The organism is Luteitalea sp., from assembly GCF_022842525.1.
Lineage (GTDB): Bacteria > Acidobacteriota > Vicinamibacteria > Vicinamibacterales > Vicinamibacteraceae > Luteitalea.
In genome coordinates this window covers 1-24,690 of record NZ_JALHPM010000008.1, presented here as the reverse complement: position 1 = coordinate 24,690, position 24,690 = coordinate 1, and the positions used below count along the sequence as shown (strand labels likewise).

At 68.3% G+C, this 24,690-nt stretch carries 26 protein-coding genes and 2 tRNA genes; 21 read left to right on the top strand and 7 right to left on the bottom strand.

The genetic code is table 11. From position 1 onward, the window contains the following. Positions 1-695 precede the first annotated feature (695 nt). The 9 genes from Q0C41_RS03130 (at position 696) to Q0C41_RS03090 (ending at position 10,251) form a co-directional block, all read left to right on the top strand. Positions 696-872 carry a hypothetical protein gene (locus Q0C41_RS03130; RefSeq protein WP_291980992.1) on the top strand — a complete coding sequence of 59 codons (177 nt, stop codon included), beginning with the start codon at positions 696-698 and terminating at the stop codon, positions 870-872. Next, the gene (locus tag Q0C41_RS03125) at positions 869-2,509 is read left to right on the top strand and encodes a recombinase family protein (RefSeq protein ID WP_291980991.1); all 1,641 of its coding nucleotides are present in this window, start codon (positions 869-871) and stop codon (positions 2,507-2,509) included. Before Q0C41_RS03130 ends, Q0C41_RS03125 begins: the two co-directional genes overlap by 4 nt. 177 nt (positions 2,510-2,686) lie before the next feature. Continuing rightward, complete coding sequence (locus tag Q0C41_RS03120) at positions 2,687-3,688, top strand: hypothetical protein (protein ID WP_291980990.1); 1,002 nt, start codon at positions 2,687-2,689, stop codon at positions 3,686-3,688. Next, positions 3,685-4,581 carry a hypothetical protein gene (locus Q0C41_RS03115; RefSeq protein WP_291980989.1) on the top strand — a complete coding sequence of 299 codons (897 nt, stop codon included), beginning with the start codon at positions 3,685-3,687 and terminating at the stop codon, positions 4,579-4,581. Before Q0C41_RS03120 ends, Q0C41_RS03115 begins: the two co-directional genes overlap by 4 nt. A 546-nt stretch (positions 4,582-5,127) precedes the next feature. Next, on the top strand, positions 5,128-5,361 hold the full coding sequence (locus Q0C41_RS03110) for a hypothetical protein (protein ID WP_291980988.1): 234 nt from the start codon (positions 5,128-5,130) through the stop codon (positions 5,359-5,361). Between the two features lie 11 nt (positions 5,362-5,372). After that, positions 5,373-5,804, top strand: a complete 432-nt coding sequence (locus Q0C41_RS03105; RefSeq protein ID WP_291980987.1) for a putative toxin-antitoxin system toxin component, PIN family — start codon at positions 5,373-5,375, stop codon at positions 5,802-5,804. 1,001 nt (positions 5,805-6,805) lie between these two features. Further along, the gene (locus Q0C41_RS03100) at positions 6,806-7,891 is read left to right on the top strand and encodes a VWA domain-containing protein (protein ID WP_291980986.1); all 1,086 of its coding nucleotides are present in this window, start codon (positions 6,806-6,808) and stop codon (positions 7,889-7,891) included. Positions 7,892-8,685: 794 nt separating this feature from the next. Beyond that, positions 8,686-8,979: a helix-turn-helix domain-containing protein gene (locus Q0C41_RS03095; protein WP_291980985.1), complete on the top strand. Its 294-nt coding sequence runs from the start codon at positions 8,686-8,688 to the stop codon at positions 8,977-8,979. Between the two features lie 18 nt (positions 8,980-8,997). After that, entirely contained in the window at positions 8,998-10,251 is a 1,254-nt protein-coding gene (locus Q0C41_RS03090) for a site-specific integrase (protein WP_291980984.1), read from the top strand. Between the two features lie 153 nt (positions 10,252-10,404). Here the strand turns inward: Q0C41_RS03090 and Q0C41_RS03085 are convergent. Then, positions 10,405-10,481: transfer RNA gene (locus Q0C41_RS03085), tRNA-Met, on the bottom strand. 69 nt (positions 10,482-10,550) lie between these two features. Further along, entirely contained in the window at positions 10,551-10,940 is a 390-nt protein-coding gene (locus Q0C41_RS03080) for a septum formation initiator family protein (RefSeq protein ID WP_291980983.1), read from the bottom strand. A gap of 26 nt (positions 10,941-10,966) precedes the next feature. Between Q0C41_RS03080 and cutA the strand changes: the two genes are divergently transcribed. Further along, on the top strand, positions 10,967-11,347 hold the full coding sequence (gene cutA, locus Q0C41_RS03075) for a divalent-cation tolerance protein CutA (protein WP_291980982.1): 381 nt from the start codon (positions 10,967-10,969) through the stop codon (positions 11,345-11,347). 45 nt (positions 11,348-11,392) lie between these two features. On the opposite strand, the gene Q0C41_RS03070 is transcribed toward cutA, so the two are convergent. Next, positions 11,393-12,553: a PLP-dependent aspartate aminotransferase family protein gene (locus Q0C41_RS03070; protein ID WP_291980981.1), complete on the bottom strand. Its 1,161-nt coding sequence runs from the start codon at positions 12,551-12,553 to the stop codon at positions 11,393-11,395. A gap of 98 nt (positions 12,554-12,651) precedes the next feature. On the opposite strand from Q0C41_RS03070, the gene Q0C41_RS03065 reads away from it, so the two are divergent. Both Q0C41_RS03065 and rnc read left to right on the top strand, forming a co-directional pair. Next, a complete protein-coding gene (locus Q0C41_RS03065; RefSeq protein WP_291980980.1) occupies positions 12,652-14,796 on the top strand; it encodes a SpoIIE family protein phosphatase in 2,145 nt (714 codons plus the stop codon). Next, a complete protein-coding gene (rnc, locus tag Q0C41_RS03060; protein ID WP_291980979.1) occupies positions 14,793-15,776 on the top strand; it encodes a ribonuclease III in 984 nt (327 codons plus the stop codon). The genes Q0C41_RS03065 and rnc overlap by 4 nt, the downstream gene beginning before the upstream one ends. Here rnc and Q0C41_RS03055 read toward each other — a convergent pair. Further along, positions 15,744-16,862: a hypothetical protein gene (locus Q0C41_RS03055; protein ID WP_291980978.1), complete on the bottom strand. Its 1,119-nt coding sequence runs from the start codon at positions 16,860-16,862 to the stop codon at positions 15,744-15,746. The genes rnc and Q0C41_RS03055 overlap by 33 nt on opposite strands. 157 nt (positions 16,863-17,019) lie before the next feature. Between Q0C41_RS03055 and Q0C41_RS03050 the strand changes: the two genes are divergently transcribed. From Q0C41_RS03050 to Q0C41_RS03020, 7 genes are all read left to right on the top strand, one after another. Further along, positions 17,020-18,327 (top strand): adenylosuccinate synthase, encoded by a 1,308-nt coding sequence (locus Q0C41_RS03050; RefSeq protein WP_291980977.1) that lies wholly within the window; start codon positions 17,020-17,022, stop codon positions 18,325-18,327. 5 nt (positions 18,328-18,332) lie between these two features. Then, entirely contained in the window at positions 18,333-19,316 is a 984-nt protein-coding gene (locus Q0C41_RS03045; protein ID WP_291980976.1) for an ABC transporter ATP-binding protein, read from the top strand. 2 nt (positions 19,317-19,318) lie between these two features. Beyond that, entirely contained in the window at positions 19,319-20,359 is a 1,041-nt protein-coding gene (locus Q0C41_RS03040) for an ABC transporter permease (RefSeq protein WP_291980975.1), read from the top strand. 38 nt (positions 20,360-20,397) lie between these two features. Next, positions 20,398-20,904, top strand: coding sequence for a DinB family protein (locus Q0C41_RS03035; RefSeq protein ID WP_291980974.1), 507 nt, complete (start codon positions 20,398-20,400; stop codon positions 20,902-20,904). A gap of 67 nt (positions 20,905-20,971) precedes the next feature. Continuing rightward, positions 20,972-21,047, top strand: a tRNA-Lys gene (locus tag Q0C41_RS03030). Positions 21,048-21,251: 204 nt separating this feature from the next. Further along, positions 21,252-21,470 carry a hypothetical protein gene (locus Q0C41_RS03025; protein ID WP_291980973.1) on the top strand — a complete coding sequence of 73 codons (219 nt, stop codon included), beginning with the start codon at positions 21,252-21,254 and terminating at the stop codon, positions 21,468-21,470. Next, on the top strand, positions 21,467-21,778 hold the full coding sequence (locus tag Q0C41_RS03020) for a type II toxin-antitoxin system RelE/ParE family toxin (protein WP_291980972.1): 312 nt from the start codon (positions 21,467-21,469) through the stop codon (positions 21,776-21,778). Before Q0C41_RS03025 ends, Q0C41_RS03020 begins: the two co-directional genes overlap by 4 nt. 40 nt (positions 21,779-21,818) lie before the next feature. On the opposite strand, the gene Q0C41_RS31330 is transcribed toward Q0C41_RS03020, so the two are convergent. After that, the gene (locus Q0C41_RS31330) at positions 21,819-22,343 is read right to left on the bottom strand and encodes a zinc-binding dehydrogenase (RefSeq protein WP_367079102.1); all 525 of its coding nucleotides are present in this window, start codon (positions 22,341-22,343) and stop codon (positions 21,819-21,821) included. Between the two features lie 78 nt (positions 22,344-22,421). Then, positions 22,422-23,108 carry a hypothetical protein gene (locus Q0C41_RS03015; protein ID WP_291980971.1) on the bottom strand — a complete coding sequence of 229 codons (687 nt, stop codon included), beginning with the start codon at positions 23,106-23,108 and terminating at the stop codon, positions 22,422-22,424. A 79-nt stretch (positions 23,109-23,187) separates the two neighbouring features. On the opposite strand from Q0C41_RS03015, the gene Q0C41_RS03010 reads away from it, so the two are divergent. Further along, positions 23,188-23,313, top strand: coding sequence for a hypothetical protein (locus Q0C41_RS03010; protein WP_291980970.1), 126 nt, complete (start codon positions 23,188-23,190; stop codon positions 23,311-23,313). A 672-nt stretch (positions 23,314-23,985) separates the two neighbouring features. After that, positions 23,986-24,369 carry a hypothetical protein gene (locus Q0C41_RS03005; RefSeq protein ID WP_291980969.1) on the top strand — a complete coding sequence of 128 codons (384 nt, stop codon included), beginning with the start codon at positions 23,986-23,988 and terminating at the stop codon, positions 24,367-24,369. A 43-nt stretch (positions 24,370-24,412) separates the two neighbouring features. Here the strand turns inward: Q0C41_RS03005 and Q0C41_RS03000 are convergent. Next, on the bottom strand, positions 24,413-24,690 hold a 278-nt coding region (locus tag Q0C41_RS03000; protein WP_291980968.1), incomplete at its 5' end, for a MarR family winged helix-turn-helix transcriptional regulator.

The window sequence follows — 24,690 nt, the reverse complement described above, 5'->3', positions numbered from 1 at the left end:
CACCGTAGGTGAGCATCCTGCATACGGGGCGCGCCGACCGATTGACAGACCCCGTTGCCGGGCGTAGCCTGTCTACTACTCCCGTGGCGCTCCCGCGCCACCCCTCCATCGGTCCCAGGCCCTTGGAGGCAATCCTGAGTCCCGTCGCCTCAGCGGCCACGGAATCAGGCACCCCGCAAGTTCCGGTATCGACTTACTTGGCTGTCGCCCAGCTCGTCGTGATTGCTCTCAGGGCATCCGACCAGCCGGCACTGCCGTTAAAGGCGACCAGACGCCGCCATCGCCCACAGCGCTGGCGGTGCAGGCAGCCGAGCGATAGACCGGGACATCGAGAGCGACAACGGCACTTAATGCGGACGGCGCGTCCAGGCCGCCGCTGGTGCCACCAGGACCATCGGCGCGCGCGTGGTCACCACCCGCGCGCCAGTCCTCGACGGCCGCAATGAACGCGCCGTCTCCGGACCGTACCGCGCACCACGCTCCGCGGGCTGCAACGGTCCTCTCGGGCTCGACGGCCGATGCCGTGCCGACAACAGGCGCCGCATTCGCCAGTCGAAACGCCGCACCGCCCATCAAGGCGGACATCGGCCAGAAGGCCGTGCGGCACGCCCCGAGTGGTTCCCAACGTTCAACCGTTGCAGCTCTTCGCCGGGGGCATCATGCGAGGACGGAATCGATCTCGTTCTTGGGGGCCGGTGCGTGAACGCAAGACGTTCGTGCGTAGCCGCCGCGTATCATCGGAGTCCGGCGCGCACGTCGACGAATCCCTTCGCGCGCTGGCGCGCTTGCTCGCCAGGCAGGCCGCGCGTGAGGTGTTCCAGCGCGCCACGAGCCGCGACGCCGATCAGTCGACCGAAGAGGGCCGCGAATGAAGGTCGCCATTTACGCCCGGTACTCGTCAGAGAACCAGCGCGAAGCCTCCATCGAGGACCAGTTCCGCATCTGCCGCGAGTTCGCGCGCAAGCAAGGCTGGATCATCGCGGGGGAGTACTCGGACCACGCCATTTCCGGCGCCACGCTGATGCGGCCGGGCTTCCAGGCCATGATGGCCGAGGCCCTGCGCGGCAAAGTGGACGTTGTACTGGCCGAGGCGCTCGATCGCTTCAGCCGCGACCAGGAAGACACCGCCGGCCTCTTCAAGCGCCTGACCTTCGCCGGCGTCGGCATCGTCACGCTCGCCGAGGGCGACATCACGTTCCTCCACATCGGCCTGAAGGGGACGATGAACGCGATGTTCCTGAAGGAGCTGGCGGACAAGACGCGGCGGGGACTGCGCGGTCGCGTCGAGCTCGGCAAGGCCGGCGGCGGCCTCTGCTTCGGCTACCGCATCGTCCGTACGTTCAAGGACGGTGTCGTCTCGACCGGCGAGCGCGAGGTCGTGCCCGAAGAAGCCGACATCATCCGCCGCATCTTCAAGGACTACATCGCCGGCATCTCGCCGAAGCAGATCGCGAAAGACCTGAATCGGGAAGGCCTGCGCGGCCCGCGTGGCGCGCTATGGGGGCCAAGCACGATCTACGGGAACCCGAAGCGAGGCACCGGCATCCTGCACAACGAGCTGTACATCGGCCGTCTGGTCTGGAACAAGCTGCGCTACCTGAAGGATCCCGACAGCGGCAAGCGCGTGTCGCGACCCAATCCGGAATCCGAGTGGGTGATCAGCCAGGTGCCCGCGCTGCGCATCGTGGACGACGAGCAGTGGCAGGCGGTGCAAGCGCGCTACGCGGCGGTGCAGAAGAAGTGGAGGAGCGCCGAATCGGGCAAGCGCTTCCGGCAGTTCGTCCGGCCCAAGTATCTGTTCACCGGGATGACGAAGTGCGGCGTCTGCGGCGCTGGTTTCGTCGTTTACTACCGCGATCGCCTTGGCTGCTTCGGCACGCGCGAGCGCGGCACGTGCACGAACACGCTGACGATCCCGCGTCAGGAGGTCGAGGCGCGTGTGCTGGCGGCGCTGCAGGAGAAGCTGCTGCGCCAGGACTTCTTCGAGGAGTTCTGCCGCGAGTTCGCGAAGGAGATGAACCGGCTGCGGATGGAGCAGCGCGCCAGCCTCAGCGGCGCGAAGCGCGAACTGGAGCGAGTGAAGCGCGAGATCGAGAAGGTCGTCGACGCCATCGTCGAGGGCTATCGGACGCCAGAGCTGAAGGCGCGCAACGACAGTCTCCAGGAGCGGAAGAACACACTCTTGGCCCAGCTCGCAGTGGCCGACGAGCCGCCGCCGCTCCTTCACCCGAGCATGGCCGACCTCTACAGGTCGAAAGTGGAGGAGTTGGCTGCGGCGCTCCAACGCGAGGACACGCGACTGGAAGCGTCCGAAAGCCTGCGCGGGCTCGTTGAATCGATTGTCGTGACCCCGAGGGACGGCCAGCTGGGGATCGAGCTGAAGGGGAATCTGGCTGCGATGCTGACTGCCGCCCAGAACGCAAAAAGGTCGCCGGAAACAGGCGACCTTTGCGTGCCGATGAAAGTGGTTGCGGGGGCGGGATTTGAACCCGCGACCTTTGGGTTATGAGTCAGATTCCGCGACTCCACCCCACGCCACCCCATCCAGCCCAGGCCCGTTTTCATTGGGGTTTTCGAGAATCGCGGCAACTGCCGGCTACTCGAAACCGCGCACGATTGTCACCAATTTGTCACCACGATTCGTGGTGACACATGACGGTCGGGCGCGCCGTGAAAGGGGCACTCCATGCGCTTCGATCCGAGAGACTACGATGACGATTCCCGCGGGCGCGACAGCGACGATGCGCGCAGCCTGGGCCGCGGCCCGGGCAACGACCGACAGAACGCGGATGCGCAAGACGACACCAGCCGCGACTATGCGCGGTGGGCCGACCGCGATCGCGAGGACGGGCGGGACGATGGGCGGCAGGACGTGTTTACGCGCCATGTCGCGCTGCCGCGCGGCCCCGAGCGCGAGCAGGTGCGCTGCGACGACCGCACGTACACGCTGCGAGGGTCGGAGGTGCGCACACTCGCCACCGTCGGGGCCTTTCGGGTGGTCTCGAGTGGCGACCTCCAGGACCATCGCGGTGGCGCCACCGACCCGCGCGCAGGCGACCTGCGGCACCTGCGCGACCAGGGGCTCATCGAGAGCGCGCGCGTGCCCGGGTCGCGCGACCACGCGGTGGGTCTCACGAAGGCCGGGCAGGAGGTGCTCGAGCGCTACCGTGACGAGCGGCCGGAGCATCGGCAGGCGTTTCACGCGGGGCTGGTCCGTCCGCGCGAACGCGAGCACGACCTGCACGTCCACAAGGCGTATCGCGAGGCCGCATCGCGGCTCGAGGACCGTGGCGCCCGCATCGAGCGGGTGGTGCTCGACCACGAGCTGAAGAGCGAGTACCAGCGCTGGCGGCACGGGCGCGACGATGCAAGCGACGACATGGACGGCCACGGCGAGCGGACGCTCGAGGAGGTGCGAGCCTGGGCCGCCGACCACGACCTGCCGTTCTTCGACAACGAGGTCCATTTCCCCGACGTCCGCGTCGAGTACCAGGAACCGGACGGGCGGTGGGGGCGCGAGGATATCGAGGTCGTGACGCCGCACTACCGCGGCGCCCACGCGGCCAGCGTGGCGCGTGCCGGGTTCTCGACCTACCGCACAGGCAGCCTCACCTTGAGCGGTGGTGGCGGGAGTCGTCGGGGTGGGGGAGGGCGGGCTGGCGGACTGGCGGAGGAGGTGCTCCGTTGACTCCCCTGGGCGCGAACGAGGCGCGAGTCAGGGCCATCGCCGCGCGAGGCTTCACGGTGCGCCAGGCGCGGTTCCTGACGTTCGTCTTGCGGCACTCCGGCGTGTGCGTGCCGCGCCAATACGCGAGCTTCGCCGGCACGGTGCAGGGCGCGAAGTGCAACGGGTTCTTCGCGCGCCTCGTGGCGCGTGGCGACGCCCTGCGCATCCCGTGTCTGCACAACCGGGCGCAGCTCTATCGGCTGCACGCCCGTGCCCTCTACGACGCCATCGGCGAGGAGCGCAGTCGGTATCGCCGCGTCGTGTCACCGAGCATCGCGCTGGAGCGGCTGATGCGGCTCGACGCCGTGCTCGCGGCACCGCACCTGACCTGGCTGGATTCGGCCGCGGAAAAGGCCGAGGCGCTCGGCCTGTCGCCGACGGCAGCACTGCCCGACGCCTGCCCAATCGGCCTCGACGAGGACGGGCGCATCGTCGTGCTCTACGTCGCGCACGACCCGTGGCCAGACCGCTTCCGCACGGCGCTGCGAGCCTGTGTGCCGGCCCTGCTCACGGCGCCTCGCTGGACGCTGCGGATTGCCGTGAAGCGCGATTGGCCGGACGTGTACGGCACGTACCTCGATGCGATCCACGAGGAGCTCGAACAGCTCTTCACTGGAGCGGACGCGACGCGGCTTGCTGGCGGCTGGGAGCGCGGAGATATGCGAGTGGACTCGTTCGTCCTCTCGCAGGCGTACGGCCATCTCTCACCCCTGGTCGACCGCGACCGCCAAGGGGTCCGCCGGCCTCCCGAGGGGGTTGAGAGGGGGGAAGCCAGAGGGGAAGACAGCCGCCGCCGTCCTCGACCCCTGGCCTGGGCCCCCTGGCCGTCTCGCGACCGGCGCATGGTCCTGTGAGCCACGAGTGCCAGGCGCCCATCGCAAACGACACTGGCGCAACGACTTGCCGCACGCCACGCCGCGTCGGACACCGGGCGGCGTTCTCTGCCGCCCGCGCCAACCGCCGGGGCAGTCAATGCAGGTATTGGAGACGTGAACGACCCCAATTGCCACCCGCGTTCTCGGTCCGCGCCGCGGCCCAAGGGGTCGTTCACGTCTCCCTCGCCGCAGCCGATCGCCGTAGCCGTCGGACGTGTCCGACGGTCACAGCCCCGTGAGCCGCAGTGGAGCCCTGAACCACATCGCCGCGTCCTGCACAAGCGTGCCCAGCCTGTGCCCGCAGACGACGCTCTGACGTGCAGTGTCCGGGAGCGTCAGGCGCGCCTCAAGGCTGCCCTCACTTCGTTCGGCGCTTCGCGGCCTTGACCCGCGCCCGGACGCTTCCAGGACGATGTGGCACTTGTCGGACCGTCCCACCAGCATCGGCGCACGCCGTTCAACTTGACCGGTGTGCGCCGCGGGTGCCACGCTGGGGCGATTCCGGCGTGGCGAAGGGAACGTGACGTGCCTCAGATCGAAGTCAGCGAGAAGCAGATTCTGGACAGCCTGGAACGTCTGTCGCCGGAGGGAAGGCGCGAGGCCGTCCTGCGACTGATTGCCGGGGCGTCGGCCCTCGAACGAATCGTGGACACCTTCGAGCCGGGCATCGTCGAACTCGCCAAGGAACGCGGGGTCGATTGGGCTCGACTGTCCGACGATGAGCGGGAACGGCTGGTAGACGACATCCTGCACGAGTAGCGCCTCGAGACATGAGGACGGTCTTCGACACGAACATCTTGATCTCCGGGCTCTTCTGGCGAGGAGCTCCGCACCACTGCCTTCTGGCTGCTGACGCTGGCCTTGTCGTGCTGGTTTTCACCGAAGCGACCGTCTCGGAACTCCGCAACAAGCTGACCGGCAAGTTCAAGCGTTCGGTCGCCGAAGTGACTGGCGTCATCGGTCGATTGAGTGCCGGTGCCGAGTACGTGCCCGCGCGGGGCAGGTCTGGGTGGGTGCCGGAGGATCCTGATGACGACAAGTTCATCGACGCCGCGCTTTCGGGCGACGCGGCCATCATCGTCACCGGTGACCGTCATCTGCTCGACTTGAAGATCGCTGACGGAGTCGAGATCGTGAGCGCTCGGCAGTTCCTGGACCGGCTTCCGATCTCGAGCGCCGGCGCTGACCGCAGACCGCGCTGATCAGCACTGTGCCGCCGCTCGGGAACACGCGATATGCGAAGCGAAGCTTGAGGCCTTGGGCACGCCACCAACACGCTGTGCCTCCCGACTCGCTCTCCATCCCGCTGCGCTGGACCCCTCCGGGAGGACGAGCTGTACTGCGGTCATCGTGGAGTCTCTACGAACATCCGCAGGGGCGGACGAATCACAACGGATCGCGCCCCACTGCCCACCACGCGGTCGCCTCGCATCATCGTGAATCGAACTTCGAAGCGGCCGCCGAGCGAATAGGTATGCACGATGCTGTAGTGGCGTCGAATCTTGCTCGTGCGAGGCACATACGGCTCGCAGTCCGCCACGTTCTCGGATGTCGTGCCGTCGCCCCAGTCCCATACGACGGTCGGACAATAGAAGGGCTCGTAGTCGACGGCTCCGCCCCTCAACTCAGCATGGGCCAGAATCCTGGCGGGCACGTACGCAAGGCTCGGCGATGCCTTTACAGAGATAACGGGGCGCACGGCAGACGAGTCGACGGTTGGGGTCACGTCCTGCGCCAGGACGTGAACGGCGGCAAGGGTAAGTGCTCCGATTGCGATAGCTGGCGATTGCATGGTGCAACTCATCCATTGAGAACGCGCTTGCACGAAGTGGGCGCGATCGTAGCACCTCGACGCAAGGAGACACCGAGCCGTTGCGCCGGGGCTGCAACATGCCTTCAATTCGTGTGGTGGGTGCGGGTTGCAAAGACAAGCGGTAACGCGGCTTACTGGCCTCAGACGGACGGTCGTTTGAAGGTGGTCGCAGGTATGACGGGACGTTCGGTTTGGCCCGCCAATACGTTATAGAAGGAGGTCCCGTTCCAATCGATGCTGTCGACCTCTGCACCGCGAGCCTTGGCTCTGTCTGCGAACCGGCGCGGCGTTGCCTTGAGTGCAAGAATGCGCATCGGGGAGTTGCGCATCGGCCGCCGCCCACCCGCGCCCCGGGTGATTGCGTAGGCGACACAAGAGAGAGTCGTCCCAATGGGAAGCATTCGGGCCGCCATCGCCCTTGCCTTCGTCACTGCGTCACTGATGCAGCTCCTTGCGTCGCGCGCACAGGACGGACAATCACCGACCTTTCGGACGTCGACGACCCTGATTGAAGTGTCGGCGATCGTCACGCACAAAGGCATCACGGTCGCTGACCTCTCTCGTGACGATGTCGAAGTGCTCGACAACGGCACGCCGCAGCCACTGGTGGCGTTCGAGTTCGTCAACCTTGAAGCCGTTCGTGGTCCTCAGCAGCGGCGGGACTTCGTGTTGATCCTCGATGACCTTCAGATTGGTGGGAGTCGGACCAAGGCATCCATCGATCTGGCCACCAGTCTCATCAACGCACTCGGTGAACACGACCGCCTGGCGATCTTGAACACGAGCCCGTTCGAGCTCGTCCAGCAGCTCAGTGTGGACCGCAGGTCTGCTCTCTCCTTGGTTCGCCGAATGCGGGGGTTGAAGGGCGCCGGATCAGTAAGCTTCACGCAGAACGAGACCTCGCGAGTTCTGCTCGAAGTCATCAGCAAGGTCAGCCGCGTCTTTGTGGCCCATGGGCAGGCGGCGGAGCGTCGCACCGTCCTCGTGATCAGTGAAGGCGGCTCACTGGGCCCAGTGAGCCCGGAAGGGCGCCCGCCGCCCGAGGAGCAGGCCCTATTGGACGACTATCGCCGGACGATGGGCGATGCATCCTTGGCAAACGTGGCGGTGTACTGCGTCGATCCTCGAGGACTCGAAGCGCCGATGCCAGAGGTCAAGGGCAGCAACGACTTTGACGTCGCAATGGCGTCCTCTGTTCTTGGGAGAACTGCAGGCGATGCGATGGTGCTGAAGCGATTCGGCCTCCTGCGACAGGTCGCGGACGCCACAGGGGGCACTCTGGTCGACGAGCGTAACGAGCTGTCAGCTGGGCTGGCCGGCATGATTCGCGATAGCCGACAGTACTACCGGCTCGCCTATGCCATGCCCGGATCCTCCTTGGAAACGGTCTCCAAGCCAAGGACCATAGAGGTCCGTGTCAAGCGTCCAGACACGGTGGTGCGCCACCGGCGAACGTACAGCGTGTCCTCGCGCTGACAACGTCCTGAGCCCGCCGCGAGTCCGTGCAGGCGGCAAGGGGGACTCTTGCTTGCCACAGTCCGGTGAGAGACGTGATCAGCTCTTCGAGAGCCGCCTGATCCGTCTCGCCATCGCGACTACTTCCGCATCGACATATAGCTTGTCATCAGGTGCCCTTGGCGGGGACCGCGCTCCACAGCCCGCCCGGCGATTGTTGTCATCGTGGGCCTTGACACCGAACCCCACGAGGCGTGGCTTCGTCCAATCCGACACGTGGCGACCAGTCGCCACCCTCCGCGCCGGTACATCACCCACGCGGACATCTCGTTGAGTTCCTCGCGCATCGCGTCCGAACTCGCGCACCCCAAGACACCAGAGCGGCTCACGCTGCCGGCGGGACACCACCCGAGGCTACGCGAGGCAATTCGTGGCCTCAACCGGTAAGCAACGAGCGACAGGATCGGTCTGCGCCAGGCGCCGGCCGTCGTCAGCTCACTACCGTCTCTGACTATCGTCACTCGACCTGAACGAAGCGCCGCGCCCGGCAGAGGGCCCGCGCGGCCAGTCGCTTCAGCTGAACCGCTGCACGTGCCGCGTCGTGGCCGTGCGCGGGCAGCAGCACCTCCGCCCGCAGGCCCGCGAAGCGCGCTCTTGTGAGCGGACCTCCGAGCCGGCCGCGCTCGGTGCATGGCCCCACGGCCGTCGCCGACGCGCGGAGCCTCCCGGCTCGCTCTCCATCCACCGGCGCTGCACCTCGCGTGCAGCGCGTCGACGCTCGGTGCGGCCGAGCAGGGGAGTTCAGGAGGAACGTCATGCGCCAGCACATCCACACGGAAGCGATTCGGGTCGACAATCAGGACTTTGCTGACGGCCGGTTCGGCGAACCGGCCCTCCCAACGGAACAAGCATCGCGATCGGGCCTGCCCGGGCGCCTGCTGACCGCCTTCGAGGTCGCCGCGTTCATCGGCTGCCACGAGGAGACCGTCCGTCGCGCCTACTGGCGCGGGCTGCTGCGTTCGCAGCGCTTCGGCGTCAGGGGAAGGAGGTTCCATCCAGACGATGTCCTCGACTGGTTGCGTCGAGGCGCCCCAACCAAGCCGATCTGACAAGACAAGGAGAGACCCATGGCCATCCTGCGACGATGCAGGGGCAGTTGCTCGCATCCCAAGCGCTGCCTGGAACACCTGTGGTTCGACGTGATGCACGGCGGCACGCGCTACCGCGTGGCGGCCAATGAGTTCGCCATCCCGCGGATGCCCGCGGACCGACAGCGGCCGATCGAGACGATGGAGGAGGCCCGCGCGTGGGAGCGGCGCTTCATCGGCGAAATCGAGGCAGGCCGCGATCCGCGCCGTCCGAGGCGTGCGCGCTCGAACACCGACGCCGCGCCGACGACGGTGTCGGCGTTCCTGGACGCGTACATGGAGCGCTGCGTGAAGCCCGCGGGACTGCGCAGTCTGCCGTCGGTGCAGAGCCGCGTGGTGGTGCTGAAGCGCTACCTCGGCGACCTGCCGCTCGACGCGCTCGAGGAGCCGGACGACATCAACGGCTTCAAGGCCGACTCGGACTATGCCGAGCAGGTTGAGATCGCCACCGTCCACCGCGCTCTCGAGCTCCTGCGCGGTGCGATGAACTGGGGCATGGCGCAAACACCGCCGCTGTTCCGGAAGTCGCCGTTCCACCGGTTCGGCGTTCGCATGAACAAGAAGCTGGAGACCTCACGCGATCGCCGGCTGACCAGGGACGAAGAGAAGCAACTGCTCGACACCGCGCTGCAGCGGATGAACGTTGGCGAGCACCGGTTCGCCGGGCCGCTGCTGCACGACCGCATCATCGGCGCGCTCGAGCTCGTGTGCCGGCGCGGCGAGATGCTGCTCATCCAGAACCGCCGCGTCAACTGGGAGACCTGTCAGATCGGCATCCCGGGGGAGACGACCAAGGACAAGGAGAACCGACGCGTGCCCTTCAACCCTGAGGGGCGGCTCGCTGCCATCCTGCAGCGTCGCGGGACGCTCGGCCCCGACGCGTTCGTCTTCGGTGCCGAGGAGGGCAGCTACCAGCCCAACATCCAGACCGCCTGGGAGACGCTGAAGCTGCTGGCGTATGGCTACGACCCGAAGCCCGGCCGCACTGGTGCGGACTGGAACCGGGAGCAGCTCCAGCGCATCGACCTGCGCTGGCACGACCTCAGGCACGAGGGCGCGTGTCGGTTGCTGGCCGATGGCGTCGACATCCGGATCATCCAGCTGATGCTCGGCCACGCGAGCATCCAGCAGACGCAGCGCTACCTGAACGTGACCGACGAGGAACTGCGACGGGGATTGGAGGTGAGCTGGAGCCAGCAGGGGAGACCGCTGCGGCTCGCGGCCGGCGGTTGATGCGGTGATCGCGGTGCGGGCCGATGTGGCTCCGCACGATTGTCACCAATTTGTCACCAAACGGGCTCTGGGCAGGTCACAGAGGGTGGCTGGGGCAATCCCTCGGAAACGACAAAAGCCACGATTTCTCGTGGCTTTCAGCGAACTCTGAGTTGGTTGCGGGGGCGGGATTTGAACCCGCGACCTTTGGGTTATGAGCCCAACGAGCTACCAGGCTGCTCCACCCCGCGTCAGAGTGCGTAGGGGAGACAACCGCTCCCCGAACAACTTGTGAAGAGTATCACGCACACGTCACATGGTCAACGCGTCGATGCGTTGGCCGGAATCTTTCTCGGTGCCGTCGCGGTGCCTGCCGTGTCGCGCAGGATGATCAGCAGTTCGCCGTCCTTGATCAGGCCGAGGTCGCGACGCGCGAGTTCCTCGACCGTGGCCGGGTCTTCGCGCAACAGCCGGATGTCCTCGCGGAAGAGGTCGTTCTCGCGCACCAGCTGCTCGTTGGACGCCGTGCGCTCCTGGATGCGCCGCCGCGTGCTCATGTTGCTCAGCAGCCCACGCTGACCGAAGACGCCGTCCACGACGGCCAGCACCAACACCAGGCCGAGCACCGTGCGCACCGCCTGCCGCCGCATCGCCGACACGGCGTCCGCGCCCGCCGCCCGCCGCGGCTTCTTCGGATTAGACTGGCGCACCGGGTCAGGAGCAGACATTTCGAGCCATGAGGACGATACAGGAATCGCCATCGACGCACAACGCCGGGAATGCCCCGGATCAGGCCGATCCCGTGCTGATCGTGCTGACGACGTGGCCCGACGATGCGCAGGCGGCGGGCGTGGCGCGTGCACTCGTCGAGGCTCGCCACGCGGCCTGTGTCACCAGGCTCCCACGCCACGCCGTCGTCTACCGCTGGCAGGGCGCGATCGAGGAGGCCCAGGAACACCAGTGGGTCATCAAGACCACCGCCCGCGCCCTCGACGGACTGTGGGCCGCCGTGCGGGACGCGCACCCCTACGAGACACCGGAGTGGATCGTGCTCGCCGCCGCTGGCGGCAGCGAGGCCTACCTGGCGTGGGTGCGGGACAGCGTGGCGGTTGGCTAGGCGAGACCGCCTGGTAGGGCCGGCTCTCCGAGCCGGCCGTCACCGTCAAAGCGCGGCGAGGGCCTGGTCGAGATCGGCCCGCAGATCCTCGATGTCCTCGATGCCGACCGACACGCGGATCAGGCTGTCGGTGACGCCGAGCGCGGCGCGGCGCTCGGCCGGCACCGACGCATGCGTCATCGAGGCCGGGTGCGAAATCAGGCTCTCCACGCCGCCGAGGCTCTCCGCCAGGGCGAACAGCCGGACCTTCTCGAGCACCGTCCGGGCACGCTCGAGCGTGCCGACGTCGAACGACACCATCCCCGTGTAGCCACGCATCTGCCGCTGGGCCAGCGCGTGCTGCGGGTGCGCCGGCAGGCCGGGGTAGTGCACGCGGTCGACCTTCGCGTGCCCGCTCAGGTACTCGGCAATCGCCTGTCCGTTGCGGTTGTGGGCCTCCATCCGCACCGCAAGGGTCTTGGTGCCGCGCAGGATGAGCCACGAGTCGAAGGCGCTCAGGATCGCGCCGGCCGCGTTCTGGTAGAACTTCAGCCACTCGGCGTGCGCCGCGTGCTTCACCACCACCATGCCGCCCACGCTGTCCGAGTGTCCGTTCAGGTACTTCGTCGTGCTGTGCAGGACGATGTCGGCGCCGAGGAGGAGGGGTTGCTGGACCGCCGGACTGGCGAAGGTGTTGTCCACCACCACGGTGATGTCGCCACGCGCATGGGCCGCCGCCGACAACGCCGCGATGTCGGCCAGACGCAGCACCGGGTTGGTCGGGGTCTCGAGAAAGAGCATCCGCGTCCGGTCGGTGAACGCCGCCGCCGTCGCCTCGACGTCCGAGGTGTCGACATAGGTGAAGTCGAGGCCGGTCTGGCGCAGCACCCGCTCGAACAATCGGTACGTTCCGCCGTACGTATTGTCGGTGACCACGACGTGGTCGCCCGGCTTCAGCAGCGAGAGCACCGCGTTGATGGCCGCCATGCCCGAGGCCCAGCCGAAGCCCGTCGTGCCGCCCTCGAGCGCGGCCACGTTGGCCTCGATGGCGTCGCGGGTCGGGTTGCTCGTGCGGGCATATTCGTGGCCCTTGTGCCGCCCCAGCCCCTCCTGCACATAGGTGGAGGTCTGGTAGAGGGGCGTGATGATGGCGCCAGTGGCCTCGTCAGGAGCCTGCCCGGCATGGATGCAGAGCGTGGAGAAGCGCGCGGTGGGGTCGATGTTCACGGCAATCCTCTCGGGGGCGGGCAAAAACGCGATGGTATCATTCGGCCACTGCTGGCCTGACGCGCACGGCGTCGTGCGCTGCCCGGGGCCGAGATCGCATGTCGCCTGACTCGCCCGGCCCGGTGCGCCTCGAAGCGCCCCCTGCGCACGCCCTGCCACCGCTGCCCTCGCCGCGGGCCCTGTTGCTCGACCACTGGGCCGGGCGGCTGCTGCTCGGCGGTCTCCTGGCGCGGCTGCTGCTGACCCTGGTCAGCCTCGTCGCCGGCGCCTGGTCACCCCTCGACACCCTCCGCCGTCTCGCCACCATCGCCGTCATCGTCGGCGGGGCGGTCGTGCTCTGGCGGGTGAGCCGCGTCCTGCGCGTGCGCCTCCTGTGGCGTGTCCGTCGCAAGCTCATCCTGTCGTACTTCTTCATCGGGGTCGTCCCGGCGGCGCTGATCCTGCTGTTCTTCCTGATCGTCGGCGCGCTGACGCTGCTGAGCTTCAGTTCGTACCTGGTCACCGAGAAGCTGTCCGACCTGCAGGCCCAGAGTCGCGTCTACGCCGACATGGCGGCCGTCGAGTTGCAGCAGACGCGCACGCCCTCCGACGTCCGCGATCTGCTCACCCGCAAGGTGACGGCCGGCGCCCGCACCTATCCCGGTATCTCGATCGCGCTGCTGCCGATGAACGGCGACACGCGCACGGGCCCCCTCACGGTCGGCGCCTGGGATCACGGCGCGCCTCCAGCGTCGGTCCCCGACTGGTTGCTGCGGCAGGGGCCGTCGGCCCTCGTCATGCCCGTCAGCGACGAGGCCGGGGCGTCGGCGGGCGCGCGGTTGATCGTCCGCAGCGTGTCCTGGATCGGCACGCCCGGCACGGCGCGTCGCGCCGTCATCGTCGACCTGCCGCTCGACGATGCCACCGCCGGCGTGATCCGTGAGGAGACGGGGATTCGCCTGGGCGGGCTCGGGCGGTCCAGTCCCTCCGGCACCGATCCGTGCGACGTGCCGGATGGGGCGGAGATGCGCATCGACGTCTCGCCGTACGCCCTGTCCTGGGTGAACTTCCTCGACGTCACCAACTGGGACACGGGCGCCAGCTGCAAGCTGGGGCTGCAGATTCAGCCGAGTCTCGTGCATCTGTACAGCAAGATCACCGAGGCGCAGGCCATCGGCGAGAGCCTGTCGTTCGGTCAGGTGTTGCTGCTGATGCTGCTCATCATCGGCAGTCTCTTCCTGGTGATCCAGACGGTCGCCTTCGCGATGGGGGTCACGCTGGCCCGGTCGATCACGGGGTCGATTCACGAGCTGTTCGAGGGCACGCGCCGGGTCCAGGCCGAGGACCTGTCGCACCGCATTCGCGTCCGCACCGGCGACCAGTTCGGCGCGCTGGCGTCGTCGTTCAACTCGATGGTCGAGAACATCGAGGAACTGCTCGAGCAGAAGGTCGTCAAGGAACGGCTGCAGCAGGAACTGCAGCTGGCGCGCGACATCCAGACGTCGCTGCTGCCGTCCGAGACGCTGTACCGCGGCGACCTGACGCTGGCTGCGGCGTGTCGACCGGCCCGGGAGATTGGCGGCGACTACTGCGACTTCTTCCCGCTCGACGCCGATCGCATCGGGCTGCTGGTCGCCGACGTCTCCGGCAAGGGCGCCTCGGCGGCGCTGTACATGGCGGAACTGAAGGGGCTGATGCTGGCCCTCTCCAAGACGCACCAGTCGCCGCGCAGCCTGCTGGCCGAAGTCAACCTCGTGCTGTCCAACAACATGAGCCGGACCAGCTTCGTGACGATGACCTATGCCGTGCTCGATCTGCGTCAGCGCACGCTGACGCATGCGCGTGCCGGACACACGCCGCTGATTCACCTGCGGGCCGGTGATGGCTTCCCGCGCACGCGCCTGCTGGCGCCGGAGGGGCTGGTGCTCGGGGTGCGCATGGAATCGGTGCGGTCACGGTTCGAGAGCCTGTTGAAGGAGCAGACGATCACCCTGGCCCCTGGCGACGTCGTCGTGCTGTTCACCGACGGCATCAGCGAAGCCATGAACGGGGTCCGCGACCTCTATGGCGAGGACCGCCTGTGCCTGTGCGTCGAGGATCACGCCGACCTGGAGCCGGATGCCCTGTGTGACGAAATCTTCGAGAGCGTGCGCGAGTTCGCCGACGGCGCCGAGCAGCACGACGACATGACGATGATCGTGCTGAAGGTGGGGAAGGGGGCGCCGGTGCTGGAGCATCACGCCGCCGGGGGGGGCGCCGCGTGACGGGACGCTCGGTCGTCTGCACCACCACCTCGGACGCCGAAGCGTCGCTCGTGTCCGGCCTGCTCGAGGCCGAAGGGTTCACGCCGCTCGTCGAGCGATCGCCGCTGCGGAGCGTCTTCCCGGTGCCGATCGCGTTCTTCGGGCAGTTGCGCGTGACCGTGCCCGACGACGAAGCGGAGGAGGCGCAGCGGTTGCTGCGCCGCTTCGAGACACCAGCGGCGACCGGGCCGAAGGTGGTGCCGCTGCGCGACGAACTCGCGCCGCTGGAGCAGCGCCTCGGGTACCGCTTCCGTGACCGCAGCCTGCTCGAACACGCCCTGACCCACCGGTCGCGCGCCCACGAGGACGGACTCGGCCAGGCGTCGACCAACGAGTCGCTCGAGTTCCTCGGCGATGCGGTGCTCGGCTTCGTGGTGGCCGATCTCGTGTACCAGGAGTACCCGGACACCGACGAAGGGCAGAAGAGCAAGATCAAGGCGTCGCTGGTGTCGTACACGGCGCTGGCGCGGGTCGCCGAGACCGTCGACCTCGGCGCGCACCTTCGGCTCGGCCGTGGCGAAGACAAGACCGGTGGGCGGCAGAAGCCCGTGCTGCTGGCCGACGCCTGCGAGGCGGTGATCGCCGCGGTGTATCTCGATGGGGGCCTGGCGGCGTCGCGCGGCCTGATCCTGCGCCTGCTGTCGCCCCTCATCGACGAGACGCGGGCGCGCGGCGTGGCGACGGCGGGGGCGAGCGACTTCAAGTCGTCGCTGCAGGAGTACCTGCAGGCGCGGCGCCTGCCGCCGCCCATGTACCGGATCGTCGATCAGGTGGGCCCCGATCACGACAAGGTGTTCACCGTGGACGTGCAGGCGTCCGGCCGCGTCCTGGCCGAGGCGACGGGGCGGAGTCGCAAGGATGCCGAACAGCAGGCCGCGCGTGGCGCGCTCGAGGCCCTGCGTCTCGGCTCAATCGATCTCGATGATGCTGCCGGCCGATGAGGCCGGGCGTCCCGCGGGGACTGGTGCCACGGCCGGCAGGTCGGCCAGACGTTCGCTGGCGAAGCGCTGTGTCTCGCGGGCGACCTGCGCGTCGGTGGGGGCATCGGCGCCGTTGTTGAGGCGAATCCACAACCGCAGCAGCGGGTCGGTCACCGTGTAGCGCTTGCGTTCCACGGTGAGCAGATCGACGTCGAGCATCCAGGACAGGTAGTCCTTGGTCGAGCCGGGGGTGCGATGCAGGCGCTGCGCGATGTGCGTCAGCGTCAGCGGCTGCTGCTCGGCGAGGACGTCGAGGATGGCGCGCAACGCGCCGTACCCGCGCGCCCGCTGCAGCCGCACTTCATACGACAGACGCAGGCGTCGCTCGAGGGCGCTGCCGGTGAGCATCTGCTCGGTGAGCGCGCCCACGGGGTCGGCGATGCCCTGCCGCCGTGCCTGACGCAGCGCCTCGCCCACCAGCACCGCGTAGCCGAGCCGTCCGCCGGTCAGGGCGAGCACCTGCTGCTGCTCGGTCGGGTCCAGTCCGGCCAGCGCGTCCGTGGACCGGCCGTCGTCCGTGATCGTCAGGTCGTCCAGCATGACGGGGGCGATGCGGGGCCACGTGGCGGCCAGTCGCGTGCCACGCTGGCGGAAGCGGGTGGCCAGCACGAACCGGTTGGCCGAGGCGCCGAGGGCGGCGCCGGTCTCGGCCATGAGGGTCTTCAGGCCCGGGAAGCTCTCGAACGTCCTGAGGTCGAGCACCTCGTCGAGGAGGAAGGTGAAGCGACGTCCCGAGACGGCGCGCGCGCTGGTCAGCAGCGCCAGCACGGCATCGAAGGCATCGCGCGGCGACGTCAGCGAGGCGGGCGCCGGCAGGGCGGGGGCATCCTCGGCCACGCGTACGTGACGGAGCAGCGACCGATAGCACTGCTCCGGTGTGGTGGCGAGGCGCTCGACGTCGAGGTAGATCGGCGTCGTGTCGCCGTCGAGGCGTGCCATGACGGCATGCAGGGCGTGCGTGCGCCCGGCGCTGCAGCCCCCGATCAGCAACGGGATGCCTGGCGTCGGCGAGGCCAGCACGGACAGCACGCGATGGATCAGGGGCATGTGCGGAAGGCCTAGAGCCTACGGACGGCCGGGGGCAGTGTCAACCATGCCACGGAGAGCGAGCCTGGTGGCGCGTGCGGCAGCCGGTTTGCTAGGATGGCGTGTTCCGTGGTCGCGCGAGGGCGTGCGACAGATCTCCGTGCAAAGTGTCTCCGTCATGAACATTGCCGTGTTGGGTGCCCAGTGGGGCGATGAGGGCAAGGGCAAGATCGTCGATCTGCTCACGCCGAATTTCTCGTTCGTCTCGCGCTATCAGGGCGGGCACAACGCCGGCCACACCGTGTATGTCAACGGCCGGAAGTTCATCCTGCGACTGCTGCCGTCGGGCATCCTGCACGCGTCGGTGTCCTGCATCATCGGCAACGGGCTGGTGGTCGACCCGCAGGCGCTGTTTGCCGAGATCGACGAGATCACGGCGGCGGGCATCGACGTCACGGGGCGCCTCTTCGTCAGCAGCAAGGCGCACCTCATCCTGCCGTACCACAAGGAACTCGACGTCCTGTCGGAGGCCAAGCGGGGCGAGCGGAAGATCGGCACCACGTCGCGCGGCATCGGCCCGGCCTACGAGGACAAGATCGGCCGGCGCGGCATCCGCGTCGGCGACCTGGCCGAGCACGCCTCGCGGCAGATGCTCGAGGATGCGGTCCGTCACAACGTCGAAGCGCGCAACCACCTGATTCCCGACGCGCACATGGACTGGCGCGAGGTGCTCGCGGGGCTCGACGCCATCTGGACGCGCCTGCGCCCGTTCGTCGCCGACGTGTCGGTGCTGCTCGACGAGGCCATCCGGTCCGGGAAGCGCGTCATGTTCGAGGGGGCGCAGGGGACGCTGCTCGACATCGATCACGGCACGTACCCGTACGTGACGTCCTCGAATGCCACCACGGGCGGCATCTGCACCGGGCTCGGCATCGGACCGAGGCACATCACCGGCGTCATGGGCGTCGCCAAGGCCTACACCACACGCGTCGGCGAGGGGCCGTTCCCGAGCGAACTGCTGGACGACATGGGCCAGAAGCTCCGTGATGGCGGCAGCGAGTACGGCTCGGTGACCGGCCGGCCGCGTCGCTGCGGCTGGTTCGATGCCGTCGCGCTGCGCTACGCGGTGCGCGTCAACGGCCTCGATGCCCTGGCCATCACCAAGATGGACGTGCTCGACGGCTTCGAGACGCTGAAGATCTGCACGTCGTACACGGTGGGCGGCCAAGCGCTCGACCACTTCCCGTCGGAGATCGGTCAGCTCGCGCGCTGCGAGCCGGTGTATCGCGAGGTCAAGGGCTGGACGGCGCCCACCGCCGGCGCTCGTCGGTTCGAGGACCTGCCGGACGAGGCCCGCGCGTACATCGCCACACTCGAGGAGGTCTGCGGCGTGCCCGTCGTGTTGATTTCCACCGGCTCGGACCGCCACGACACGATCCTGCGCAGCGACTCGCTCGCGGCCCGCTGGTTCACGCTGCCTGACTGACGGCGATGACCACGATCCCCGCCTCCGACACGACACGGGACGCGGTGCGGGGAGGCGCGGACGAGCTGGTCGCCCTCCGGTGTACCGGGCTCGTCAAGCGCTATGGTGACGTGCTCGCCGTCGACGGCCTCGACCTCGAGGTGCGGGCCGGCGAGTGCTTCGGGCTGCTCGGCCCCAATGGCGCCGGCAAGACCACCACCATCGAGATCCTCGAGGGGCTCAACACCGCCGACGCCGGCGACGTCGAGCTGCTGGGCCGGCGCTGGGCCACCGATGCCGACGCCCTCCGCCAGCGCCTCGGCATCCAGCTGCAGGAAACACAGCTCAACGACAAGCTGACGGCCGCCGAACTGCTGCGGCTGTTCCGCTCCTTCTATCGCCAGGGGCCGTCCGTCGATGCGTTGCTCCAGATGGTGGGGCTCGAAGCGAAGCGCGATGCCTGGTACGGCAAGCTCTCGGGTGGACAGAAGCAGCGGCTGGCGCTGGCCTGCGCGCTCGCCGGTGATCCGGAACTGCTGTTCCTCGACGAGCCGACGACCGGCCTCGACCCGCAATCACGCCGCCAGCTCTGGGACCTGCTCGCGGCCTACAAGCAGCGCGGCCGGACCGTCCTCATCACCACCCACTACATGGACGAGGCACAGGTCCTCTGCGACCGCGTCGCCATCGTCGATCACGGCAAGGTGATTGCCCTGGGCACGCCGCTGGAGTTGATCGCGTCGCTCGGCGCGGAGCACGTCGTGGAGTTCGCGCTCGCCGAGGGCAAGGACCTGCCGTCGGTCGCGGTGCTGTCGGCGCTGCCCGGCGTGCGTCGCGCGTCGATCCAGGACGGCCGAGGCACGCTGATCGTCGCGCACCTGCATGAAGCGCTGCCGGCACTGTTGGCCTCGGTCGCCGACCCGGATGCGTTCACGCTGCTCACGACCCACAGCGCCACGCTCGAGGACGTCTTCGTCGCCCTCACGGGCCGCCAACTGCGCGACGCCTGACCATGTCTCCCCGCCATCCGCTCATCGAATTGACCGTGGCCCGGTTCCGCGAGTTCCTGCGGGAGCCCGAGGCCATCTTCTGGGTGTTCGCCTTCCCGGTGTTGCTGGCGTGCGCGCTCGGCCTCGCGTTCCGCTCGCAGGGCACGCCCGACGTCCTCGTCGGCGTCCTGCGCGACGGCACCGCGCCGCACGCCGAGATGGTCTCGGCCCTGGAGCAGGTCACGGGCGTGCGTGTGCGCGTTGTCGACCGCACACAGGCCGACGTGGCGCTGCGCAATGGCGCCATTCATCTGCTCGTGGTGCCGGGCACACCGGTGACCTATGAACTCGATGCCAGCCGCCCCGAGAGCCGTGTCGGGCGTTTTGTCGTCGACGAGGCGCTGCAGGCCGGTGCTGGTCGACGCCCGGCCCTGCCGGTTGCGGATCGGCTGGTGACGATGCCGGGATCGCGGTACATCGATTGGGTGGTGCCGGGGCTGCTCGGGATGAACATCATGGGCACCGGCATGTGGAGCGTCGCGTTCTCGGTGGTCAACGCGCGCGTCCGCAAGCTGCTCAAGCGCCTCATCGCCACGCCGATGCGTCGACGCGACTATCTGCTCTCGCAGATGGCGGCGCGTCTCATCTTCCTCGTGCTCGAAGTCGGGCTGCTGCTCGGGTTCGCCGTCCCCGTCTTCGGGATTCCCATTCACGGGTCGTGGCTGCTGTTGGCGGCGCTGTGCGTGCTTGGCGCCGTGGCATTCTCCGGCCTCGGCTTGCTGGTGGCCAGCCGGGCCCAGACCATCGAAGGCGTCTCCGGGCTGATGAACCTGGTGATGGTCCCGATGTGGGTCTTCTCCGGCGTGTTCTTCGCCTCGGAGAATTTCCCCGAGGCCATGCAGCCCTTCATCGCGCTGCTCCCGCTGACGGCGCTGAACCAGGCACTGCGCGGCGTGATGATCGACGGCAGTGGCGTCATGACGCTGTTGCCGCAGATCGTCATTCTCGCAACCTGGATGCTGCTCAGTTTCACGATGGCGCTGCGGCTCTTCCGCTGGCGCTAGGCAGGAGGGGCGGCCGACAGCCCCGCAGGAGAACCTCGATGACGCCAGAACAGGCCACGTTCCTCGCCCAACAGTTCGCCCAGTTGATGGAAGGGGAACTGCCCATCACCCTCAAGGTCCTGCGCGCCGTGCCGGAGAGCGGGCGTGACTATCGACCCGACGCGAAGTCGCGGTCGGCCTGGGAGCTGGCAACGCATCTGGCCCAGTCCGACGTGTGGTTCCTCGATTGCATCCTGGCGGGCGCGTTCAGTGTCGACAAGGACGCGGCAGCGGCCCAGATCGCCGGGTTCGCGACGGTCGACGACGTGGTCGGCTTCTACGAGCGGGCGATGCCGCTGCGGCTGGCCGGCCTGCGCGAGGCGTCAGGGGAGGACATGGCGCGGCTCGTCGACTTCTTCGGCATGATGAAGCGGCCCGCGGCGACGCTGCTCGGTCTTGCCAACAACCACGGCATCCACCATCGCGGCCAGCTGGCGGCGTACCTGCGTGCCTCGGGCTCGACGGTCCCGGCCATCTACGGCGACAGCGCCGACGAGCCGATGTAGGACGGGCGCCGCGGCCCGCCGCGAGGCGTACGCACCGTCGGGCCGGACTGCTAGACTGGAGGGCGGCGCGCCTGTAGCTCAGTCGGTAGAGCAGCGGCCTTTTAAGCCGTTGGTCGTGGGTTCGAGTCCCACCGGGCGCACCACGTAAGTTGTTGTAAATAAGCAACTTATAGTATCTGCTCCTAGCTAGACGAATCGCCGCAAAACGGCTCAGGGGTGCATTAGGGGTGCGAGCCCCAGCCCCTCGCCGTCCCAAGTGCAGATGGTCGAGTCGACGCCTCGCCGGTGATGTGAGTCGCAGCTGCGCACCCGCACGTGTCACGCCCATAGGGCGCTAGAATCCCCGCATGAGGATTGCACATGGACGCGTGGTGGATGGTCGCGTCGAGTTGGACGGCGAGCTGCCCGAAGGCGCCACGGTTGCCGTACTGGCGACCGACGGTGACGAGACCTTCGAGGTCGACGCGGAGACCAAGCGGGTCTTGCTGACGGCCATCGCGCAGTGCAGCAATGGCCAGACGACACCGATGGCCGACCTCCTCGCCGATCTTCGCCGGCGAGGATGAGGCGACCCCTCGACATCGTCGTCACAGATGTCGCGAAAGCGCAGATCCTTACCGCTGAGGAGTGGTGGCGTCTCAACCGGCCGAAAGCACCAGGCGCGATCGGTGAAGAGGTCGAGCGGGCGTCGTCGCTCATCGCTGCCCAGCCCGGCGTGGGTTCCACGGCTCGCGACGCAGACCTGGCTGGTGTGCGCCGCCTCCACCTGGCACGCGTCCGCTACGACATCTACTACCGCGTCAACGAAGACCTCGAGCGCGTCGAGGTCCTTGCCTTCTGGCATGCCAGTCGCGGCCGCCGTCCGGTGCTGTAGAACCTCGCGATGCCGGGTGCGTGGCGTCGTTTCGGCGTGTTCATGTCGTCCTCGGTGCTCGGTGGGTGACGACCACGATTCTGCCGCCGGCGATGTTGGATTCCATCGTCGGATGCGCCTCGACGTGTCGTTTAGGTCGAAGACCCGGCCTGTCCGTACCGCAGCGTCCCGTCCGCCACCTGCTCGGGGAGCGCCTGCAGCGGCATCGCCAGGAAAATCGTCGACCCGCCCGAGTAGGCGTGAGGGAGACGCTCGTCGGGATGACATCCATCGGCGCGAAGTCAGCGAACGAACAGCGGTCACCGACCATGCACGCCGTGCATACGCCCCCCGGCTCTCGCACCGCCGCGATCGAGTCCGCCAGCGTCGCCGTGCCTGCCAGTTCGAGCACCTTGTCGGCGCCGTCCTGCCAGGTCCGCCGCACTGCGTTCGCGAACGCACCGTCGTCGAGGAAGAAGTGGTCGGCGCCACCGCCACACACCGACGCCTCTCCCGTCCGCTGGCGGGAGGTCGCGGCGACCTGCGCACCGTCCGTTCGTGCGATGGCTGGCGCCGCAAGGCCGATCGAAGTGGTGCCGCCGCGGATCAGCAGCCGGATGAGTGGAGCGGGCCCCTTGAAGAGCAGCTTCCTCTTCCGTCCCCTTCAGCGCCCCAGGTCCAGTAAATCGTAGGACGTCCACGACACCGTGTCCTCGGTGATCCAAATCAGCTGGCAGCGGGTGCCCTCGCCGGCGCGTTCAACGACACCCCAGCCAAAGGGGACGCCCTCGCGGACGATGCGGGTCAGCGCATCGGAGAGCGTGTCGCCAGCGCGGACCTCGACATCGAAGAGTTGGTCGAGACGCTCCCGGCTCCGCGGTGACGGTCGTGATCCGCCGCCACCGAGGCTGCCGGGAGGAACCGGGGGCTTCGCCTGCGCATCCTGCCTGACCAGGGGGTAGGGAATCTCGAGGATCGTGCCGGTCAGCCGCATGGGCCGCACAGCACGAGCGACGGCCGCGCGGCACACGCTGGCGCGTTGGCTCTCGATCAGCGTGAAGCCATCATCCTCGCTCACCGTGGCCGACGTCGTTCGCGTGGCGTCGGGCGCGAGATATGGCCACATCGCGCGAGGAGCGACGTATAGCTCGTCGTCCATCAGGACCACACCGACAGGCCGCTCCGCGGCGACGAGCGACGCGGCGTAGCGCAGGTCAGGAGTCGACGCGTCTGGCGGTGGCAATGCTGGTGGAGCCTGGGCGGCGTGCAACGCGCCGGCGCACAGCAGTGCCGCACAGACAATGAACTGCCCAGCACCGCGCGGGCCTGGCGTGCGGGAGAGATGGCGCATACATGCTTTGACACCGTCAGAACAGCCGGGGGCCAACGACTGGGATTGCGAGCATCCTTGGTGCCGACCACTCGTCGAAGTGAACGCGCAGATGGTGGTGGCCGATGCCATCGATGCGGTCGGCGTCGGCGACATGCTCCGGTGGCGTGGCGAGGACGGTGCGGACGAGTGCTGTCGAGGTGACGGCGGTGCCACGAGCGCATGAGCCCGTCGAACGTTGGACCCACTTTGCAGGGCTGCACCCCCAGGCGACAAGCGGGGGGTGCATAAGGGGTGCGGAGCCGTCGGCAGCGAGCGGGCTCGGTGGGGGGCGACGCGGCGAGTGCGGGGAATGTCGATGAATCGGTTGGAGGACTGGTGATCTCTGGGATGCACACGGAGAGGCCCCTGGCCGCCAAATACTTTTAAGCCGTTGGTCGTGGGTTCGAGTCCCACCGGGCGCACCAGCCGCGCATGCGCGCGGCTGGTGGGCCCGCTGGCCTCAGGCGCTCGGCTCCGCCTCCGGCTCGCCTCGCGCTCGAGCCCCACCGGGCGTGTCCCTCGTGTCCCGTGGACGTTCCCGACTCCGCAAGCCCCAACGCGTCAGCTCCGAGCAAGTCACGCTGACCTCAGGCGCACTAGCCTCATGCGCGTGGCTCCCGTCCTTCGTCCGCCACGACTCGTCCATGTGTCCCGATGTCCGGTGCCCGATGCCCGGTGCCCGGTCCGCTTGCTGTCGGCCGACGCACGCTCACTCGTCACTGTCACGACATGTCGCGGCTTCGGCGTCGCTGCGGGCATCGATGCGCGTGACCGGCAAGGCGTCTGCGGGCCTCTCGTTTGCATGGGCACCGGGCGACCGCGCGAATCGCTCGTCGCGGGAAGGGAGGTGCCGGGGATGGTAGGACACGTGCTGGTGGTGTCAGGGGACGCCGAGGTCGCGACGATGTACGGACACTGGCTGGAGGGGACCATGGGCGTGCGCACGTCGTGTGTGCCGACCTGTGCCGACGCCGAGCAGGCGCTCGAGCGTCATGGCGCGGACGTCGTGCTGGTCGACGTCACCCGCTGGCAGCAGTGGGACGAGTGCCGGCGCCTCACCGCGCGCCAGGTCGCTCCGGTCGTGGCCCTGACCGGATGGGTGGCGGCCGACGGTCGCTTTCGTCGGCGTGCCTTCGAGTCGGGCTGTGCCGCGTTCGTGGCCAAGCCCTGTCACCCCCGCGCCATCGTGTCGATTCTTCATCGCGTGTCCGCCGGTGAACGTCGGCTCGTGCTGATGTGATCGACGGTCGAAGGTTGGACCTCCAAGCACTTGGCTGATACCGTCAGGGATGCGGCCGTCGCGTGGGAGACGGCAACGGACGGGCTGCCTGTCCGCGACGCGACCGCGGCGGCTCGGCCAGGGCGAGGGCCAGGCGGCCCAGCAGACGCTCGGCGGCGCGGCGTTCGCGTGGGGCGCTGGCGTCGAGGACGCCCTGAACCGCTGCCTCGACGGTGCCCGTCAGGCGCGTGTCGACGCGGCGCCCGGCCGGCGTGAGACGAATCGCGGCCCGGCGGCGGTCGGTCTGGTCGATGTGTCGCGTGACGAGCCCGGCGGTTTCCA